The sequence below is a fragment of the Paraburkholderia pallida genome (genome assembly GCF_004524855.1).
In the GTDB taxonomy this organism is placed as follows: Bacteria; Pseudomonadota; Gammaproteobacteria; order Burkholderiales; family Burkholderiaceae; genus Paraburkholderia; species Paraburkholderia oxyphila.
Window position 1 is genome coordinate 163,308 of the sequence record NZ_CP038151.1, and the last position, 18,694, is coordinate 182,001.

The 18,694-nt window shown below is 64.7% G+C and carries 18 protein-coding genes; 5 read left to right on the forward strand and 13 right to left on the reverse strand.

The window, feature by feature from the left end:
- Window positions 1-15: 15 nt before the first annotated feature.
- From E1956_RS35665 to E1956_RS35675, 3 genes are read right to left on the reverse strand one after another with little or no spacing between them, the layout of a single operon-like run.
- On the reverse strand, window positions 16-1,398 hold the full coding sequence (locus E1956_RS35665; protein WP_134758087.1) for a DUF1329 domain-containing protein: 1,383 nt from the start codon (window positions 1,396-1,398) through the stop codon (window positions 16-18).
- 16 nt (window positions 1,399-1,414) lie between these two features.
- On the reverse strand, window positions 1,415-2,131 hold the full coding sequence (locus tag E1956_RS35670; protein ID WP_134758088.1) for an EthD domain-containing protein: 717 nt from the start codon (window positions 2,129-2,131) through the stop codon (window positions 1,415-1,417).
- A gap of 37 nt (window positions 2,132-2,168) precedes the next feature.
- Window positions 2,169-2,642 (reverse strand): nuclear transport factor 2 family protein, encoded by a 474-nt coding sequence (locus E1956_RS35675; protein WP_134758089.1) that lies wholly within the window; start codon window positions 2,640-2,642, stop codon window positions 2,169-2,171.
- Window positions 2,643-2,770: 128 nt separating this feature from the next.
- Between E1956_RS35675 and E1956_RS35680 the strand changes: the two genes are divergently transcribed.
- Together E1956_RS35680 and E1956_RS35685 are read left to right on the forward strand one after the other, a co-directional pair.
- Window positions 2,771-3,283 carry a nuclear transport factor 2 family protein gene (locus E1956_RS35680; protein WP_134758090.1) on the forward strand — a complete coding sequence of 171 codons (513 nt, stop codon included), beginning with the start codon at window positions 2,771-2,773 and terminating at the stop codon, window positions 3,281-3,283.
- Window positions 3,284-3,487: 204 nt separating this feature from the next.
- Window positions 3,488-4,984, forward strand: coding sequence for an FAD-dependent oxidoreductase (locus E1956_RS35685; RefSeq protein ID WP_134758091.1), 1,497 nt, complete (start codon window positions 3,488-3,490; stop codon window positions 4,982-4,984).
- Between the two features lie 181 nt (window positions 4,985-5,165).
- Here the strand turns inward: E1956_RS35685 and E1956_RS35690 are convergent, their stop codons facing one another.
- The 6 genes from E1956_RS35690 to E1956_RS35715 form a co-directional block, all read right to left on the reverse strand.
- The gene (locus tag E1956_RS35690; RefSeq protein ID WP_134758092.1) at window positions 5,166-6,074 is read right to left on the reverse strand and encodes an NAD-dependent epimerase/dehydratase family protein; all 909 of its coding nucleotides are present in this window, start codon (window positions 6,072-6,074) and stop codon (window positions 5,166-5,168) included.
- Between the two features lie 66 nt (window positions 6,075-6,140).
- Window positions 6,141-6,977: an SDR family NAD(P)-dependent oxidoreductase gene (locus tag E1956_RS35695; RefSeq protein ID WP_134758093.1), complete on the reverse strand. Its 837-nt coding sequence runs from the start codon at window positions 6,975-6,977 to the stop codon at window positions 6,141-6,143.
- A 136-nt stretch (window positions 6,978-7,113) separates the two neighbouring features.
- Window positions 7,114-7,971, reverse strand: a complete 858-nt coding sequence (locus E1956_RS35700) for an SDR family NAD(P)-dependent oxidoreductase (RefSeq protein ID WP_134758094.1) — start codon at window positions 7,969-7,971, stop codon at window positions 7,114-7,116.
- 3 nt (window positions 7,972-7,974) lie between these two features.
- Entirely contained in the window at window positions 7,975-8,400 is a 426-nt protein-coding gene (locus tag E1956_RS35705; RefSeq protein WP_134758095.1) for a nuclear transport factor 2 family protein, read from the reverse strand.
- Between the two features lie 169 nt (window positions 8,401-8,569).
- Window positions 8,570-9,436 carry an NmrA family NAD(P)-binding protein gene (locus E1956_RS35710; protein WP_134758096.1) on the reverse strand — a complete coding sequence of 289 codons (867 nt, stop codon included), beginning with the start codon at window positions 9,434-9,436 and terminating at the stop codon, window positions 8,570-8,572.
- Between the two features lie 129 nt (window positions 9,437-9,565).
- On the reverse strand, window positions 9,566-9,892 hold the full coding sequence (locus E1956_RS35715; RefSeq protein WP_134758097.1) for a DUF4148 domain-containing protein: 327 nt from the start codon (window positions 9,890-9,892) through the stop codon (window positions 9,566-9,568).
- Between the two features lie 224 nt (window positions 9,893-10,116).
- On the opposite strand from E1956_RS35715, the gene E1956_RS35720 reads away from it, so the two are divergent.
- A complete protein-coding gene (locus E1956_RS35720; protein ID WP_134758098.1) occupies window positions 10,117-11,049 on the forward strand; it encodes a LysR family transcriptional regulator in 933 nt (310 codons plus the stop codon).
- Window positions 11,050-11,391: 342 nt separating this feature from the next.
- A complete protein-coding gene (locus E1956_RS35725; protein WP_134758099.1) occupies window positions 11,392-11,985 on the forward strand; it encodes a winged helix DNA-binding protein in 594 nt (197 codons plus the stop codon).
- A 38-nt stretch (window positions 11,986-12,023) separates the two neighbouring features.
- Here the strand turns inward: E1956_RS35725 and E1956_RS35730 are convergent, their stop codons facing one another.
- Genes E1956_RS35730 through E1956_RS35745 form a run of 4 tightly spaced genes read right to left on the reverse strand, consistent with a single transcriptional unit; the run spans window position 12,024 to window position 17,197 of the window.
- Complete coding sequence (locus tag E1956_RS35730) at window positions 12,024-13,421, reverse strand: amidase (protein ID WP_134758100.1); 1,398 nt, start codon at window positions 13,419-13,421, stop codon at window positions 12,024-12,026.
- Between the two features lie 26 nt (window positions 13,422-13,447).
- Window positions 13,448-14,773: a M20 family metallopeptidase gene (locus E1956_RS35735; RefSeq protein WP_134758101.1), complete on the reverse strand. Its 1,326-nt coding sequence runs from the start codon at window positions 14,771-14,773 to the stop codon at window positions 13,448-13,450.
- A gap of 27 nt (window positions 14,774-14,800) precedes the next feature.
- Window positions 14,801-15,823: an FAD-binding oxidoreductase gene (locus E1956_RS35740; protein ID WP_134758102.1), complete on the reverse strand. Its 1,023-nt coding sequence runs from the start codon at window positions 15,821-15,823 to the stop codon at window positions 14,801-14,803.
- Window positions 15,824-15,847: 24 nt separating this feature from the next.
- Complete coding sequence (locus tag E1956_RS35745) at window positions 15,848-17,197, reverse strand: Rieske 2Fe-2S domain-containing protein (protein ID WP_134758103.1); 1,350 nt, start codon at window positions 17,195-17,197, stop codon at window positions 15,848-15,850.
- A 379-nt stretch (window positions 17,198-17,576) separates the two neighbouring features.
- On the opposite strand from E1956_RS35745, the gene E1956_RS35750 reads away from it, so the two are divergent.
- Window positions 17,577-18,692 (forward strand): alcohol dehydrogenase catalytic domain-containing protein, encoded by a 1,116-nt coding sequence (locus E1956_RS35750; RefSeq protein ID WP_134758104.1) that lies wholly within the window; start codon window positions 17,577-17,579, stop codon window positions 18,690-18,692.
- Window positions 18,693-18,694 lie beyond the last annotated feature (2 nt).

Sequence of the window (18,694 nt, forward strand, 5' to 3'; positions counted from 1 at the left end):
GAATCGACCGGAAGCTCAGTTGCCCGAGCTGCGGATCGCGTCCGGCGAGAAATACGCTTCGTTGAACTGCGGGCTGCTGTCGAGCTTCGGCATCGGCTCCTCGTTCGTCAGACGGTCCGCGAGGTACGCGCCCGAGATCAGGTCGTGATAGAACACCGCGGCCGGATAGAACGTCTTCGCGTCGTACGCATAGACCGTCGTGGCGATGTTGGTGCGCCAGAGCTCGCCGCGCGCGTCGTAGTTGTCCGCGAGCAGCGTGATCCACGAATCCTCGTCGAGGTACAGCACGCGCTTCGCGTACTCGTGGCGGTAGCCGTTCTTGAGCGTCGCCTGCAGGACCCAGACGCGATGCAACTCGTAGCGCATGTAGGCCGGATTCTCGTGGTTCTTCGCCAGCAGGTCGCTGTACTTGACCGAGCCGTCCATCAGCTTGTAGTTGTCGTACGGCACGTAGATCTCGCGCTTGCCGAGAATCTTCCAGTCGTAGCGATCGCCGGGGCCGTTGTAGAGACGATCGTCGTCGACGGTGCGAAAGCCCCCGGCGCCGAACGGCTGGTCGTAGCCGAATTCGGGTGCCTGGCGCACGCGGCGCGTGCCCGGGTTGTAGACCCAGGTGCGCGACGAGTTGTCGGCGCCGGCCTTGTCCCAGTTCGTGTAGCCGACGGTCAACGTGCCGCGGTCGCTCAGCGGCAGTTCCGTGGCGATCCGGTAGTACGAGCGGTTGTTCAGGTCGTCCTTGACGTCGTACTTGCCGTCGTTGCGCGGCGAGTAGATGTCGTAGCGCACCTTGCCCCACGCGATGTTGCCGTCCGGGTAGACCACGCCCTGATCGTAGGTCGCCTGCTCCGTGCCGATCGCCGACGACATGCGCTGGTTCCACAGCAGTTGCGCGGCCGTCTTCGGAATCGGGAAGGGCACCTGCGGCGGCGCGTTGGTGAGGCCGTTCTCGTCGGTGGTCAGCGTGGAGTCGGGCGCGTAGGCGCGGATCGCCTTGTACACCGATTCGTCATAGCGGAAGTCGCGATGGCTCGGATAGACCGGTATCTTGAACGTGGCCGGATAGTGCTTGAACAGCGCCTTCTGGCCTTCGGTCAGATGGTCCGCGTACTGCTCCATGTTCTGCGCCGTGATGACGAAGAGCGGCTTCTCGTCCGCATACGGATCGCGATAGCGCTCGCCGCGCTTGTAGCTCAGGTCCGGCGGCGTGCCGAGCCACTTACCGCCCCAGGCGGGCACGGCGCCGTCCTTGCTCGCGGCACGCTGCGCGCCCATGGGCGTCAGGGTGGTGTCGAGCGCAGTCAGGTCGTCCTGAGAGACCATCGAGAACGCCGCCGTCGTGGCGATTGCGCACGCGGTCAGCGCCGATACGCGCAGGAAGGGGAGATGAATTCGCTTCATGACTATCCTCTTGTTGTTAGTCGTGCACCGCTTTCACGATGTACTGGCTCGTCGGCAGCACGTCGATCTTGTCGAAGTCGATGAAGCGCGCGCAGCTTTCCATCATTGCCTGCAGGTTGCGCTGGAATTTTTCCTCATCGCCCACCGCGTCGAAGAACGCGAGCGGGTCGGTCATCGCGGCGGCGGGGAAGCACTCCTCGACGATCGCGTCGTAGCGCGGCGCCGCGTGCGTCAACGCCCGCACGACGACGTTCTGCACGTAAAGGAAGTTGTCCTGCGTATCGATCGCGACGCGCGTATGGTGGTTGTGCCACACGTCGAGCCAGGCCTCGGGCGTGAGGCGCGGCGGGCGCGTGAGAAACGCCAGTTGCGAGAATCCGGCTGTGCGTTCGCCGGCTCTCGGCACGAAGCGCGTATTGCGGATCGGTTGCGATTCGGTCACCAGATACGCCGCGAGATGCGGGGCCACGGCGCGCACGGCGTCGTCGAACGGCTGGCGCAGCATGGCGACCGCGCTGTCGATCCACACCGACACGGTGCCCGCGATGCCGGGCTGCGTGTTCTGCTGGCGCAGCGCGGTCGCCGGTTCGACATCGCTGTCCGCGACATTGACCTGCACGCCATGGGCGCCGAGCGAGAGCAGCTTGTCGGCGAGCGCCGCGCGTAAGGTTTGACGCCATGCGTCGGGCGATGTCTGCGCATCGCGCCACAGCACGTAAATCACTTTTTCCATCGACTTGTCTCCGGGTTGAAAGCGTTGAGCAGTGCGGTTACGTCTGAAAGCGGTTCGCCGTGAGCCTGAACGAGGCGGGAATCGGCGAGGTGACGGTTTCGAACAGGCGCTCGTGGGACGTGGCCGCGATGAGCCAGACACCGTCGCGCTTCACGTACTCGTCCTCGTAGAAGGCGGCGCCGTGCAGCAGCGTGTTGTGTTCGAGGTCGATCGCGTGGTCTTCCAGATACCAGGTCCCGCGCGCGTAATCGGCGGCGAGCAGTTCGAGTTCGGGGTGATGGCCGTGATGCATCGTCAGGAAGGTCGGCCGGTCGAGCAGCGCTTGCAGGGTCGTGACATAGGCGTCGCGGCCGTCGAAGGCGTACTGGCCGCCGTTCAGGCGCGCGCGGCAATCCTCGCTCAGGCATTGCGCGAGCAGCGCCCAGTCGTGGGTGTCGACCGCGCGGAAGTAGCGGTATTTGAGCTGCCGGATCTCTTCGAATGCCCAGAGCGTGCGGGTGGCGTCTTCCATGGTCCAGTGTCTCCTTGGTGATACCGGATCGTAGAAAGCGAACCGCCCGCGCACATCATCCGACTGGATGATGAGGCGACGCGGCGGCGCTTGTACCGTAACGACCGGACAACCGCAAAGGAGACCCGATGAACCCGATCGATCAACTCGAAGCGCGCCTGCGCGCGCTCGAAGACGCCGACGCAATCCGCAGCCTGAAAGCGCGTTATTTCGCCTGCTGCGATATGAAGGACACCGAGGGCATGCGCGACTGCTTCGCGCCCGGCCGCGTGCGCATCGACTATGGCGCGATCGGTGTGTTCGACGATCGTGACGCACTGGTTGAGGTGTTCGGGCGGCTGGGCTGCCATCCCCATATCGTGGAGATGCATCACGGCGTCAATCCGCAAATCGAGGTGCTCGACAGTCACCATGCGCGCGGCAGCTGGGGCTTGCACTACCAGATGCTCGATACGCGCGAGGGTGCCTTCACGCAACTCGGCGCGTACTACGACGACACGTACCGCAAGATCGACGGCCAATGGAAGATTGCTTCGACGCGCTGCGTCGTGACCTCCATGCTCGTCGGGCATTACACCGGGGCCACGCCGGGCGTGCGCTTCGGCGGGCGCCCGGCCGATGCGCCGCAGGCTGGCGCCTGAGCGCGCGGTTCACAGCACGTACAACAGGACACCGTCCGCCTCGATGATGGGCGCCTATGCGGCGCCTGTGAGTGTTTGCACCTGGTCCAAACGGATGAGGGTACGCGCGCCGCGAGACGCTACCTTTGGAGCTATCTCGATCTGGGCCGCGTCGTGTGGCCCGGTCATGGCCTATCCGCGCCCAACCTCTGTCCTGCTTCTCACATGTCGTCAAACTGCTCAGTGAACCGTCCTTTACCCTCGCGCGCCGTGCCTCGCTGGGACGCCGAACATGATGTCGTGATCGTCGGCTTCGGCGCTTCGGGCGCGTGCGCCGCGATCGAAGCGGTCGCGGCCGGCGCCGATACGCTCGTCGTCGAGCGCGCGTCAGGCTATGGTGGCTCGAGCGCGCTCTCGGGCGGTGAGATCTATCTCGGCGGCAACGGCGGCACGCCCGCGCAGCGCGCGGCGGGCTTCAGCGACGAAACCGCCGACCTGTACCGCTATCTGATGCTCGCTGGCGGCCGCGATGCCGACGAAGCGAAAGTGCGCCTCTACGCGGAGCACAGCCTCGCGCACCACGACTGGCTCGTTGCGCAGGGGCTGCAATACAAGAACACGTTCCTGTCCGAGCGCATGGTCGAGCCCGAGACCGACGATTGCCTGATCTGGTCCGGCAGCGAGGAGGCCTGGCCGTTCAGCGCCGCGGCGAAGCCGTGCCCGCGCGGGCACACGCCGCAATGGCCGGGCTGGGGCGGCGGCCAGATGCTGATGAGCGTGCTGGCCGCGCGCGTGGAGGCGTCAGGCGTGGCCGTGCGCTACGACACGCGCGCGCAGGCGCTGATCGTCGACGAAGCGGGCGCGGTATGCGGCGTGGTGCTGCGTTCGTGCGGCGCGGACACGTACGTGCGTGCGCGACGCGGCGTGATCCTCTGCGCAGGCGGCTTCGCGATGAACCGCGAGATGGTGCGCCGTCACGCGCCCATGCTGCTGCGTTCGGCCGATCCGATCGGCAATCCCGGCGACGACGGCACGGGCATCCTGTTGGGCCAGAGCGTGGGCGCCGCCGCGATCCATATGGATCAGGGCTTCGTGAGCCTGCCGTTCTATGCACCCGAATCGCTGATCAAGGGCATCTTCGTGAACGAGCGCGGCCAGCGCTTCATCAACGAAGATGGCTATCACGGCCGCACGGGATGGCATGCGCTCCAGCAGGCGGGCGAGCGGATCTTTCTGCTGGTCGACAACGCGGCCTATGCGCCGCCACCTGAATTCACGCGCATCGGTATCGCGGCTGCGGGAGAAAGCTGGGAGGAAGTCGAACAGGAACTGGGCATGCCGGAGGGCTCGCTCAGCGCGACCGTGCAGAGCTATAACCGCCACGCGGCACAAGGCAGCGATCCGGCCTTCCACAAAGCGGCGAAATGGCTGAAGCCGCTGGATGAGCCGCCGTTCGTCGCGCTCGATTGCCGGATCGACTACGCGTTCTATCCGCACTTCACGCTGGGCGGACTGGACACGCTGCCGAGCGGGCAGGTCGTGAACGAAATGCGCGAGCCGGTGCCGGGACTGTTTGCTGCCGGCCGCACGGCTTGCGGCTTGCCGCGTTGGGGCGCCGGTTATAGCTCGGGGCTTTCGCTGGCGGATGCGACGTTTTTTGGGCGTCAGGCCGGGCGGCACGCCGCGTCGAATGCGTTGAATTTGCCATCCAATACCGACTGACCGGCGGCGACTTTCAACGCATGCGGGGGCGCAGGCGACTATATGTTCGACCTGCCCACATTCGATGGTTTGCTCGTCAGCATTACTAATCTCTTCTGATTGCACGCCGGCTTTGAAGCGGCGCGAACCGCGCGCGTCGGGTAGGGTTACCCGACGCGCCTTCACTGCCTGCTACTGCTACTTACTGCGCGAGGCAGTGTGCGACCACTTCATTGACCGCGCGCTGCACGTCGCCGCGCCGATACCCGAGCAACGCGAGATCGGCCGCATCCGGCTCGTATGACACGACGTTGCCGCGCCCCGTGTAGATCGCGATGTCCGGCAGTAGAGGGTGCTCCTGGTCGAGCGCGGGGACCGGCTGCGGATTGCCCGCCGCGCGGAAGAACGTCGCGAAATAGTCGGCGAAGCTCAGGTTCTCGTCGCCGACGAGATAGGCCTTACCCGCCTCTCCCGCTTGCAGCGCGCCCCAGATCGCTTCCGACAGCGATTGCGTCGAGATGAAATTGCTGCCGCCCGCGGGACCGAAGACCGGCAGACCGGCCAGCTTGCCTTGCGCGTAGCCCGTATAGGCCGCGAACATGTCGTTGCGCAGCCCCGGCACCGAGCCCACGACGAACGGCGCATTCACGCTGCACACCGAAAACGCCGGCGTCGCGAGTGCGCGCACGCGCTCGTCGGCGAGATGGCGCGAACGCACGTAGGGGATCGTATCGATGAGGTGCGGCGCCACCTGAGGATAGAAGCTGCCGACGAGCACGGCCCGTTTGATGCCCGCCTCGCGCGCGAGCGCAAAGAAGCGCGGCACGGCCTCGACGTTCGCGCGCTCCCAGTGCGCTGCCTCGTCGGTGTCGGTCGGCAGGTGGCGGATGTCGTTGCCTGCTGCGAATACGACCGCGTCGAAGCGGGCGAGGTCCTCGCGGGTGAAGTTACCGGCGACGTAGTCGCGCACCAGCACGTCGAATTGCGCGAGCGCGGAGCCCGGCGCGGGCGGCTTGCGGGCCGCAAGCGTGACGGTGTTGCCCTGCGCGTGCAGGTACAGCGCAGCATGGCCGCCGATAAGGCCGGTGCCGCCGATGACGAGGATGTTCATGAAGTCTCCGTTGGCGGTTCGTGGACCGCCTGAAATTGAAATGAAGTCCAGCCGGCACGCGGCCGCTCAGGCATTGAAGCCGTTGCCGGTCACGACCGGGATGTTGGTCCAGAAGCCGTTCGGGTCGCGATACCAGCCGGCCGCCGCGAGCGCGCCGCCGTCGACGTGCAGCGTCGTGCCGGTGACCCACGCGGCGAGCGGGCTGGCGAGGAACAGCGCCGCGCCGGCGATGTCGCCGGCTTCGCCAAAGCGGCCAAGCGGAATCCAGCGCTCGATGTGCGGATGATGCTCGGCCGCGATCATCGCGCTGACCGGCACCTGCGGCGTCTCGGTCGTTTCGGGCGCGATCTGGTTCACGCGGATGCCGGCGGGCCCCAGCTCGAGCGCGAGGCTCTTCGTGAATCCGCTGAGCGCCGCCTTGAACGACGCATAGACCGAGCAGTTCGGGATCCCGCGAAACCCCTCAATCGACGACACGCTGACGATGCTGCCGCCCGCACCGCGACGCCGCAGCAGCGGCAGCATCGCGCGCGTGACGACGAACACCTGGCGCAGGTTCACGTCGAAGAGGCGGGCGATGTCGTCGTCGGTGTGGTCGTCGAACGGCTTCGCGATCTGCAGGAAATCGCCGACGTTGTTGATGAGCACATCGAGCCCGCCAAAACGTGCGTCGATCGTGCGCGCGAGCGCGCTCACTTGATCGGTGCGCGTCACGTCCACGATCTCGACGAGCGCCTCGACGCCCGCCGCCTCCAACGCCTGCCGCGCGTCCTGCGCGCGCGCCGCGTCGATTTCCGCGACGACGACGCGCGCGCCCGCCGCGCCGAACGCCGTCGCGCACGCGCGGCCGATGCCCGCGCCGCCGCCCGTGATCAGCACGTTCTTGCCAGTCAATGAAATCATCGATGTCCTCCAGTGGGTGATAAGCGTTGACGCTTCGTCGAAGCGACGCAACCCGCTGCGCGTGGTCGATCCGCAGCTCGGGGCGCCGTTGACGAAGCGCGACTCGTCCGGCGCGAAGAAGGCGCCGCCGAGCGGTTCAGGTGTCGCTCGGCGCGCGGCCAGCCTTCACGGCTTCGAGCGCGGCCATGCCGAACATTTGACCGATCGCGTCGTCGACACAGGGGTTCTTGCGCAGCTCGTGGCCGCCGTCGACAGCGAAGCTCTGACCCGTCACCCAGCCCGATTCCGGACCGGCGAGATAACGGACCGCCCGCGCGATGTAGTCCGGCTCGCCGAGCACGCCTAGCGGCACCTGCTCGAGAAAGCCCTCCAGCATCGCGGGGTTGTCGAACAGCGGCCCGGTCGCTTCCGAGCGCGTGAGACCGGGGCGCACCGAGTTCACGCGGATCTTCGCGCCGGCGAGCTCCTCGGCTGCTGCGCGGACCAGCGCCTCGAGTCCCGCCTTCGCGGTGCAATAGCCGGACAGCCAGCGGAAATTGATGCGCGCGGCGGTCGACGAGATGCAGACGATCGAGCCGCCGCCACTCGCCGCGAGCAGCGGCGCCGCGTGGCGGATCGCGAGGAACGCGCTCGTGATGTTCAGGTCGAGGTCTGCGCGGAAGCTGTCGGCGTCGTGCATCAGCAGCGGCCGGAACGCGGCGCCGCCGACCGTCGGCACGACGATGTCGAGACGCTCGTGCAACGACCACGCGAATTGCAGCGCGCTCTGGATGTCGGCCGCGACGCAGGCGTCGCCGATGTGGGCCTCTACGCGGCCGCCCGGCACTGCGTCGGTGAGTTGCTGGCGTGCGCGTTCGAGTGCGTCGGGGCGGCGGCCCATCAGCACGACCGTCGCGCCGTCTGCGAGCAGCGCCTGGGCGCACGCGGCGCCGATGCCGGCGGAACTGCCTGTCACGAGCGCGGTCCGGCCTTCGAGGGGGAGCGATGTGCGCATGAGTCAGCCCTCCAGCGGCAGGTCTTGCGTCCAGTCGACGAGCAGCGTGCGTGACGCGAAGCGCCACGTGCCGTCGTCGCCATCGTCGAACACGCAGCGGTCGTGATAGCGCAGGCCCCAGTCGAGCTTGCGTTTCTGGCCGTCTCGCACGTAGATGTGGGACGCGATGCCGTAGGTCTCGACCGACGCCTCGCCGGCGTCGAGCGTCACGAGCTGGTTGTGGACGTGATGCTGGGTGAGCTCGTAATGCGCGAGCGCACCCATCCCGGCGATGATCGCGTCGCGGCTGTCGAACGAGAAAGCGGGGCCGCTCAGTTGCGCGTTGGGAGTGAAGAGGGTGGCGAGCTGCGGCCAGTCGCGCCGGTCGACGGCCTGCGCGTAGCGGCACGCGAGCTCGTACAACGCGTGACGGGGATTGGGATCGGTCATGCGGTGCTCCAGTGAAAGGATGGAGGAGGGCGGCCGCGCCGCCAGGCGGGCGCGGCAGTCCTGCTACACGCAGGTTCGCATCGAACGCGGCGGGGCAAATCATCCATACGGAGCATGCGGAAAATGGTGGGGCGATGCGCAGTTGCCCGCCGCGCCCAACCGGTTCGGCTCAGACCGGGCGCGACACCAGCTCGCCCAGAACCGTGTCCAGCTCGACCTGACCGCGGATGATTTCGTCAGGATGCCTTTCGAAATCGATCCAGCCTTCGTTGAATCCATCCAGCATGCGCATGCGTGGCACCGGATGCTTCATGCCTTGCGAGCGGAATAGTTCTTCCCAGGTCTGCCTGTCGACAACCCCGGCACGGACGGGGCGGCCCAGCACGCGTGCGAAGCCCGCCGCGAGGTCGCTGGGGCTCACCCGGCGCGGACCTTCGAGCTCGACGACGCGCACGCCGCTCCACGTCTGCTGGAGCAGTTCGGCGGCGACGCGCCCTACGTCGGCGGTGGCAACCATCGGCACGGGCTTGTCGAGCGGCTGCAGGTAGCTGGCGATGACACCTTCGTCACGCGCGGACGCAATATCCCATGCGGCGTTTTCCATGAACCAGCCGGGCCGCAGGAAGGTCACCGGCATCGGCATCTCGCGCAAAGCTTGCTCCATCAGCGTGCGTTGAGTGAGGAGATTGCTCTCACTGGACTGTGCGCCGATCGTCGACAGACAAACCACCTTCTCGGGCTTCGCCTTCAACAGTGCCGTGGACACGGCATCGATCACCGCATGCGCTTCGGGAAAGCCCGGCTCAGGATCGAACTCCGAGGGGGGCAGGATGAAGACACCCGCCGCGCCTTCGAACGCGGCGGCGAGCGACGAGGCGTCTTCCATCCGGGCCGTCGCGAGTTCGCAGCCGCGCTCGGCCCACGAGCTTGCCCGTGCGACGTCGCGCACGACCGCACGCACCGGCTGACCTGCCGCCAGAAGGTGGCGGGCTAGTGTGCCGCCGACCTTGCCTGTGATTCCTGTGATTGCATACATAGTTCGTTTTCCTTACATGGTAAATAAAGTGGCGCCGCATCGAATTAGCGGCTCCCGGGCACTCAGGCGCGCTGAAGACCGTCATGGAGCGCAAGCTCGAATTGCCCGCAGAGATTCACGGCACGGGCCTCAGTGATGCGCGAACAATGCGTTCTGTGCGCCATTCACGCCCACGCGGCTTCCTGAAGCGGACCGATCATTCGTCACGCCGCCTACGGCGCCAACGGCGTACGGGTCGGTACTGGCAGCCGTGCGAATCCGCGCCTCGGCAGCGAGGAGGTCGTCCGGGTAATGGGGGTCGTTGGCGCGCCCCGGTCGATACCCGGCGCGCTCGAGTTGCACGAGTTCCTGGCGGACCTGCTCGCGCGTCACGCGCGAAGCGTCACTCTGCGCATGGGCGGCGGCCGGAAGCACAATGGCGGTCGCGATGGCAACGATGAAAATGCGGCTATGCATGGCAATCTCCTTTCGATCGGCGGGACGGAATGTCTCGTTGAGAGGCATTCTGGACAAGCGTCAGTCGAAACAAAATGACATGGATGGCACTAGATAAATGACAACGAGTCACCAATGCGGCAAGATGGACGCAGATGGCCGGGTGCCGCTGACCGCTGGAGCCTGGCTGCATTGGCCTTCAATGGATCGATTGCGACCCGTCACCCTTATTCACCCGCGCGCCCATGAGACCCAGTAGCGAGAAGCTGTCCGGCAGCATTAGCGTGTTCGCCGCCGTAGTCGATGCGGGGACGTTTGCGGCCGCTTCGGAAGTGATCGGCATGTCGCCGCCGGGCGTCAGCCGGGCGATTGCGAGGCTGGAAAAGAAGCTGAAGATCCGGCTCTTCAACCGGACGACGCGCTCCGTCTCGCTGACGGAGGAGGGCCGTCGCTTTTACGAGCAGGTCATGCCGCACCTCGCCGGGCTGGAAGAAGCCGCTGCTGCAGCGGCAGGTGGCGCGTCGGCTGTGCGCGGCAAGCTGAGAATCAATCTGGATCCCGTCTTCTACCGGACCATCCTCGGGCAGCAACTCGATGGGTTCATGGACGCGCACCCCGACCTCGAAATCGAGTTCATCGCGCGAGACAATCTTGGCGATCTCGTCATGGACGGCTTTGACCTCGCCGTGCGATTCGGCGAGCCCAAAGCCTCCACCCTGATTGCGCGAAAGCTGCTCGATACCGCGGTTGTTACGGTTGCTGCGCCCTCATATGTCGCGCGTTGGGGACGCCCGGCAAAACCCGAGGACCTCGAAGGCGGAAGCCACAAATGCCTGGAATTCCGCAATCCGGAGACGGGCAAGCCGTTTCCCTGGGAATTCCATCGCAAGCGAAAGCGCGTTGTGGTTGAAACCCGGGGACGCCTCACGGTCAACGATCCCAGTGCGCTGCTGAACGCATGCCTCGCCGGCTCCGGGATTGCGCAGATGCTCCTTCTCGGCGCCGAGCCTCTGATTGCCGACGGCCGATTGATCAATCTGTTTCCCGAGTGGGCGGACGAGCGGTATCCCTTATACGCCTACTACCCATCGCGGCATCATGTGCCGGCAAAGACGCGGGCTTTTCTGGACTTCGTTGTCGAGCTGGCGGGCAATAACCAGCGCGTCGGCACAAGCTAGTGCTGCTGCGGCGAACTGCCGAGGCGACGGGGAAAATCATGTGATGGCCATAATGATGGTGTTGGCATAATTTCCTGTAAATCCGGACGCGAACGGTCGGCCCTTGGTCGCCGCGGCCAAAGAGGCGAATGAGCCCGGACCTGATGCAATACGCGATTGTTGCTGAAACCGCGCCCCGAGACCGAATGATTGATAAACTATCGATCGCAAATCAGTGGATGATCGATTTAATATTGCCTGACGGTTTCTGCTCAAGCAGACACTACTGATGGGCGTGAAAGCCATATCCATCGGATAGGCGGTGACCGGGCAGGTGGGACGTATCGTTATTCGGATCGAGGAATGGAACCAAAATTCTATCGCGGGTGGCATCTCGCAAAGTCGGACATGGAGTACCAGGCGACCGAATTCGAGTGGTCGCTGATACGCTTTTACGAGGCGTTTTCCCGCTTCGTGCTAACGACGGGCATGATCACGATCGCGGCAGACGTCGACATCAAGTATCAGGAGCACGTCATCCTGCACGTCATTCGCATGCAGGAGCGGCCCAAGAACAGCGCAACGATCGCGCGTCTCATGAACCGGGATGACATCCCCAACATCCAGTACAGCCTCAGAAAGCTCGAATCGGCCGGCCTGATCGAAAAGCACAAGGACAACAACGGCAAAACCTACTCGTACGTGGCGAGCGAACTGGGTGTCAAGCTGACCGACGAGTATTACAAGGTCCGCCAGGAAATCCTCGTTAAGCGCCTCGAGGAAATTGCCGATGTCGAGGAGAAGTTCGAAAAAGGCGCGCGCTTCATGTCGCTGCTCACGGGTATCTACGAAGAGGCGGCGCGAGATTCAGCGACCATCACGCCGCAGATCATCGAAACGGCTCCCAAACCTAAACCCAAGCCCGCTCGCAAGACGCGCAAGGCAGCGGAGGACTGACGCGCGTTGTCTGCGGCGCCGAGTCCTCCGGCTGCAGCTCAGATGTCCGGATGGGCGTTGTGCCACTGGGTGGCGCGCTGAAACGCCATGCCTGCGCGGCACAGCGCGGCTTCGCCGCCGTGTGGCGCGATGAACTGGAAGCCGATCGGCATGTCTGTGGAGGTCAGGCCGCACGGCAGCGCCATGCTCGGGTGTCCCGTCGAATTGAACGGCGCGGTGAACTGGATCAGGCGTGCATTGAGATCCGGGTCCTGTGCCAGCGCCCCGAGTTGCTCGTGCGTCGGCGCCGCAAACGGCTGCACGGGTGCGACCAGCAGATCGATCTCGCTCATCACCTTGTTGACCCTGCCACGCAGCGCTGCACGATTCAACAGTACCCGCTGATACCGCGCGGCGCTGGTCTCGTGCCCTAACTCGATCAGGCGGGTCAACGCCGGACCGTACTCCGAGGCCAGGCGCGGAAAGGTGTCGGCGTGCGCGAGCGCGACCTGTACGCCGCAATCTTCCTGCCATTCGTCCACCACCGTGCGGACCGCCGGGAAGCGCACCTCGCGAATCTCGGCGCCGAGATCCAGAAGCACCTTGAGCACGCGCTCGAGTGCCTCGACGATGATCGTATCGGTGCCCTCGGTATTCCAGGCCGGATCGATGCCAATGCGCAGGCCGCGCAGGTCCCCGGCCGGTTCGGGCAATGCGAGGTGCTCTTGCGGCAGTGAGGTCGGGTCGAGCGCATCGTAGCCCGCGATTACGCCGAGCATCAGCGCGGCATCGGCGGCATTGCGCGCCATGGGCCCAACGTGATCGAGGCTGGCGCCCAGTTCGAAGGCGCCATGACGGCTGACTCGTCCCCAGGTCGGTTTGATGCCGGTCAGGCCGCTGGCGGCCGACGGAAAACGGATCGAGCCGCCGCTATCGGTGCCGAGCGCGCCGTAGCAAAGGCCGGCGGCCGTGGCCACGCCCGAGCCGCTCGACGAGGCGCCGGCCCAGTGGTTCGCCCCCCACGGGTTGACCGGTTCCACGATGCTCGGGTGGTGCGTAGCAAATGCGCCCTCGGTCATCTGCAGCTTGCCCAGCACGATGGCGCCGGCTTCGCGCAACCGCCGGACCACAGTCGCGTCCTCTGTCGGGACGAAGTCTTTATGAATGGTGGTGCCTGCTGCGGTGGGCGCACCGGCCACCCAGAATAAATCCTTGATGCCGAGCGGGATGCCGTGCAGCGGGCCGACCGCCTCGCCCGCCATGACCTTGCGCTCGGCAGCTCTGGCGTCGGCCAGCGCCTGCTCGCGCATCACTCGCGCATAGCTGTGCAGCATCGGATCGAGACGCTCGATGCGTTCGAGCATCGCCTGGGTGACTTCGACCGGCGAAACGTCTCGAGTGCGAATCATCTGCGCGAGCGTGCCGATGTCCAGATAGTGCAGATCAGAATTTGACATGATCGGATGAGACTCCGGACTGAAGGTTAAAGGCCGAGTTCCGCGCGCGGACGGGTCAGCGTGTCGATCACCGCGTACATGATCTTTCGGGCACATGGCATCAGATCCGGGATATAGGTGGCGCCCATGCCGCCCAGGCCTTCGGCGAGCGGCTCGGGCGAACCCTCGGCGGGCCACGGCCAGCCGATCCGCGCGGTCGGGATGCCGAAGCGTCGCAGCGCGGCGCCGTCGGTCTGGCCGCCCAGATAGTCGGGCGTGGGATGCATGCGCTGTTCGATGTGCTCCCAGCCGCGTCGCGCAGACTGGATGATCCAGTTGTCGGGCGAGGTGGTGCCGCCCGGTACCGAGCCGTACATTTCCCAATCCAGATCGAAATCGGGGTGGCGCGCCTGCAGTCCCTCCATGAACGTTGCGAACTGTGCCTTGACCTCGCCCGGGCTCGTGCGCGGATTGATACGCACATCGAAGAAAATTTCCGTGACCGCCGACGGGAAGGCCGGCCGCTCGGGCCAGCCGCCCTGGACACCCGCGATCCAGCCATGTGGCTTGACTACGCCGGAGGTATTGCGTTCGGCGTACTCGATCAGCCACTGCTCGAGTTCAAGAACGACCTGCGCGGCCGGCACCACCGAGCTGCGGAAGCCCGGTGTGCCGCGCGGCACACCGGCATAGCCCAGCGTGCCCTTGACCTTGACCTTGAACCAGCCCATGCCCGGCTCCTCGTGATAAACCCAGTTCCACGGTTTCATCACGATTGCGAAGTCCGGCGCCACACCGCGGCTCAGCAGATGCGTGACACCGGACGACATGCCCGCCTGATCGCGCGCCGCCACGTCGACCGGCATGCCGCCGTCGGCCATCGCGACCAGCAGGTCGCCCGTCAGCGGCACATCGGCTTCGATCAGCGCGTTCGCGACCTCGGTCAGTGTGGCGATCATGCCCTTCGGATTCGACGCGCCAAGTCCGAACACCCAGTCGCCGTCCATGCGTGCCCTGGGTTTCAGATCGACCGGGTCGGTGGGCCCGACCCAGGGACTATCGCTCTCGTCGCCTTCAAGGTGGGTATCGATCGGCGCATACAGCATCAGCGAGGCGCCGCCGCCGCTGCCGCGCTTTTCACCGACCACGTTGCCAGTGCGCTCGTTCATGCGGCGGTAGCTGGCGTTCATGCCGATATTGCCAAGATGGCGGGACATGAATTCGCTGGCCTCGCGGGCCGCGCCGGTTGGACTGTGGATGTTGGTCAGTTCGTAGAGCAGCTGTTGCAGGCGACGCGGATCGAGCTTTGCGCAGGCACGCTCGTACCAGGTCTGCTGTTCTGCGGAGAAGGGTAATGGTGTCGTTGTCAGCACGGCTAGTCTCAGGAGTCGGGATCGCGGTCAGTTCGACGGCGAAAACTGTTCGGCGTAAATGTTTTCCGGTCGCAGGCCGAGTTCGGTGAGCCGGTGCGTGGCCGCTTCGATCATCCGCGGCGGGCCGCACAGATAGGCGACGGCATCGGCATGCAGCACGTCGTCGGCGCGCAGCGCGTCGACCGGATTGCCGATCAGGTATTCGCTGCCCTCACCGCGGTCGACCGAAATGCGCGCATCGAGCTGAGGCAGCCAATGCTTGCGCAGTTCGATCTCGTCGATGCCGAACAACTGGTCGGCTGTCGCGCAACCAAAACTTAGGATTACAGGTGGTTTGCGTCCCGGCTTGCGGCGGATCGTGTCGATCATCGACAGGATCGGTGCGAGGCCGGTGCCGCCGGCCACCATGATGTGCGGCGCAGGCACTTTTTCGCGCAGATAGAAGTTGCCGAACGGGCCTTCGATCTCGAGCACGTTGTCGGGCTGTGCCTCGTTCTCGAGCCACGACGACATCACGCCGTCCTCGAGCAGGCGCACCATCAGCTCGATTTTCGGCAGATCGGCCGAAGTGCTGGACGGCGAGTAGCTGCGCGTCACGTCGGTGCCCGGCACGCGAACCTGAATGAACTGGCCCGGACGGAAGTCGAGCCACGCGCCTTCGGCCAGTTCGAGGGTGACGCGCACGACATTGGTGGCGATCTTCTCGATGCGATCGACGAAGGCATGCGCCTTGACAGCGCTGGTCGCGCCGACATCGCTCTCGTAGTTGAGCGATATCGTGCAGTCGGTTTGAGGTTCGGTCAGGCACAACAGGCGCTCGCCGGCGTCGAATTCGCTCTTCAGCAAGGTCGAACTCGCACCGGCGCGCATGCCGGCCCGGCCTTCCACCAGATGGCCCGTGCAGCTCGAGCACGAGCCCGAGCGGCACTGGTGGAGGACCGGAACTCCGGCGGCGAGAGCGGCATCGAGCACGCTCTCGCCCTGCTGTACGGGAACCGATGTCTCCTGTCCGTCGCGGAACTTCAGAGTGACATGATGAATGGATGACATACGGAGTCCTTAGTACAAGCTGGATTAATTCTCTTCTTCGATCTTCTCGACGAAGTAGGCCGGCGCCTTGCCTTCGGCAGTGCGCTTCATGCGGATGCTGCCCGCCTTGATCGCGCCGTCGACGCCACGGCCCGGCTTGGCGATGCCGCGGTTCCAGCGTGAGGCCACTTTGCGCCACGTGATCGGCGAAACATCGGTGGCGACCAGCTGCTCGTTGTCCCAGCCCGTTCCATCGGCGTAAAAGTCGTGCATGGCTTCGCGCGCATACAGGTCGCAGTCGTTGAAGCCGTGCAGGCACAGCGGCTTGTAGAAGTGTTCGAAGCGGTAGTCGAACGCCTTGCGCTCCTTTTCGGTCGGGCACACGCGCACCAGCACTTCCCAGTATTCGTAGGTGTCGTCGGTGATCGGCACGTACCACTCGTACTGCACGACATGCTCTTCCGGCCAGTTCTCAACCATCAGCACGCCCGGCAGGAACACCGAGGTGCGGTACGGACGGGCCACCGGGTTGTCGATCTCGAGGCCGACCTTCTCGTTCTTGAGAACGGGGTTCCACTTCTCGGTGAACAGCCACTGCACGAGACCCTTCGGTCCGCTCTCGTCCTCGACGGTGGCAATGCAGTCGTCCGCGGTCGGCACGATGCCGAGCGGCAGCACCCAGTCCTTGGCGTGAATGATCGCGTTGTCCTTGTGGACGAGGATGTGGGCGTTATCGAAGCCGTTCTCGCAGGCGATTCGCCAGTTGGCGAAGCCGGTGCGGTGCATGCCGCGCACGACCACGTCCTTGTCGAGCAGGCTCGGGGCCGAAGGCCACAGCGGGTGCGGGAAGCGCTCGTCGTTGTCCGGAAAGCGGATCGGCAGGTCTTCGGAGAGCGGCGGCACATCGTCGAGCGGGAAGTCGTCTTCGCGCACGAACACGAAGATCATGCCGGCCACTTCCTCAACCGGGTAGGTCGTCACGCCGGTGGTGCCGATCAGCTTGTCATCGGGATTGCCAGCGATGGTCGAGAGCTTGCCGTCCTTGAGGTCGAACGTGAAGCCGTGATACCAGCAGCTGATGGTGTCCTTCGTCAGGCACATCGGCTTGGCTGACATACGCACGCCGCGGTGCACGCACTGGTCCTTCAGTGCATAGATCTTGCCGTCGACACGGCGCAGCACGATGGGGATGCCACAAATCTGGATGCCTTCGACGGCATCCTCGGCGAGTTCGTTGCTGAACAGCGCCGGATACCAGTGGTTGACGAAACCCCAGGCGGCGTCCTTGTAGGGCTGGTACTGACTTTGGACCTTGGCGTCGTTGACGCGTGAATCACTGATGTCGTTCAGACGCGGGCCGCTGCTGCGACGGCGGACGATGGGCGTATCGCTCATGACGTGTATCTCCTCACTTTTCTCGATTGGGCGGCGCTTCGTAGCTGGCGACGAGCGCCTGTTTCCGGATAGCTGAACACGTCCGCTGACGCGGTGCATGTTCGAGGCTGTGGCGAAGACTACGAAAAAATAAATTGACAGTCAATTTGTGTTCAATCAATCTGCGATGCATGTTCAATGAGAAATCTATTGATCATACAAAATACGCTCGTCGAAAAGCCTTGCTGGACGGCGTTGGCAGCGACGCGGTGAGGTTCTTCCGCAAGCAGGGGCACAAGTGGCGTCGGGGTTTATCCCGAGGGCATGTGAAGACTCTGGGCGGGTCGGAGCACCCGGCACCGATGAGGATTTACCCCAATCAAACAACAGGAGACACCCAATGAGCACGACCCAATCCATGCGCGCCATGCGCGTTCATGATTCAAGCGGACGTTTTGTCCTTGACACGATTCCCCGTCCCAGGCTGCTGCGCCCGACCGATGTGCTGGTTCAGGTGAAAGCATCCGGCGTGGTGCCGAATCTGCGCAACGTGATGAGCCATTACGGCGATCGCGCCTATCTCACGGTGCCGGACCTGCCGGCAATCTATGGCCTGGACACTGCCGGTGTCGTGGCGGAGGTCGGCAGTGCGGTGACAGGGCTGACGCCGGGCGATCGCGTCTATATCAATCCGGGACGTTCGTGCGGTTCGTGCCATGCATGCCGTGTCGGAGAGCCGATCCATTGCGAGGCGTATACGTTCCAGGGCTACTTCGGCTTTGGCCCGAAATCGAAAAAGATCTACGAGCAATATCCATATGGCGGCTTTTGCGAGTACGCGACGGCGCCCGCCGATGGTCTGGTCAAGCTGCCCGAAGCGGTGAGCTTTGAGACGGCTGCGCGATTCGGCTACCTCGGCACTGCGTACGCCGGTTTGCGCAAGGGCGGTGCCGGTGCGGGACGCACGGTGCTGATCGTCGGGGCAACCGGCACGCTGGGACTCGGCGCCACGCAGATTGCGCGTGCCATGGGGGCGACCCGCGTCTTGTGCGTGGCGCGCAACGAAGCGCTGCTGGCTCGTGTTAAGGCACTCGATCCTCGTCGCATCCGTACGTTCTCCTATGGAACAGGATCGATGGCTGAATGGGCTCACCAGGAAACAGACGGCATGGGTGTCGATGTCGTGATCGACGCCATTGGGCCGGGCTCGCCGCACCAGGTCACGCGCGACGCGATCGGCACGTTGCGTCGTGGCGGAAAACTGGTCGAGATCGGTTCGATGACGGATCCGTTGCCGATCAATATGCACGAGATGATGTGCTCGGCGATCAGCCTGATTGGCTCTGTCTGGTTCACGGTGGGGGAGGGGCAGGATCTCGCGAACATGATCGCGGCCGGCACGCTTGATCTCGACATGTTTGAGCACCACCGCTACCCGCTGGATCAGGCCAATGAAGCATTGTCGGATGCGGAAAAGCGCTCGGGCGGCTTTGTCAACGTCGTGATCTGCCAATAACC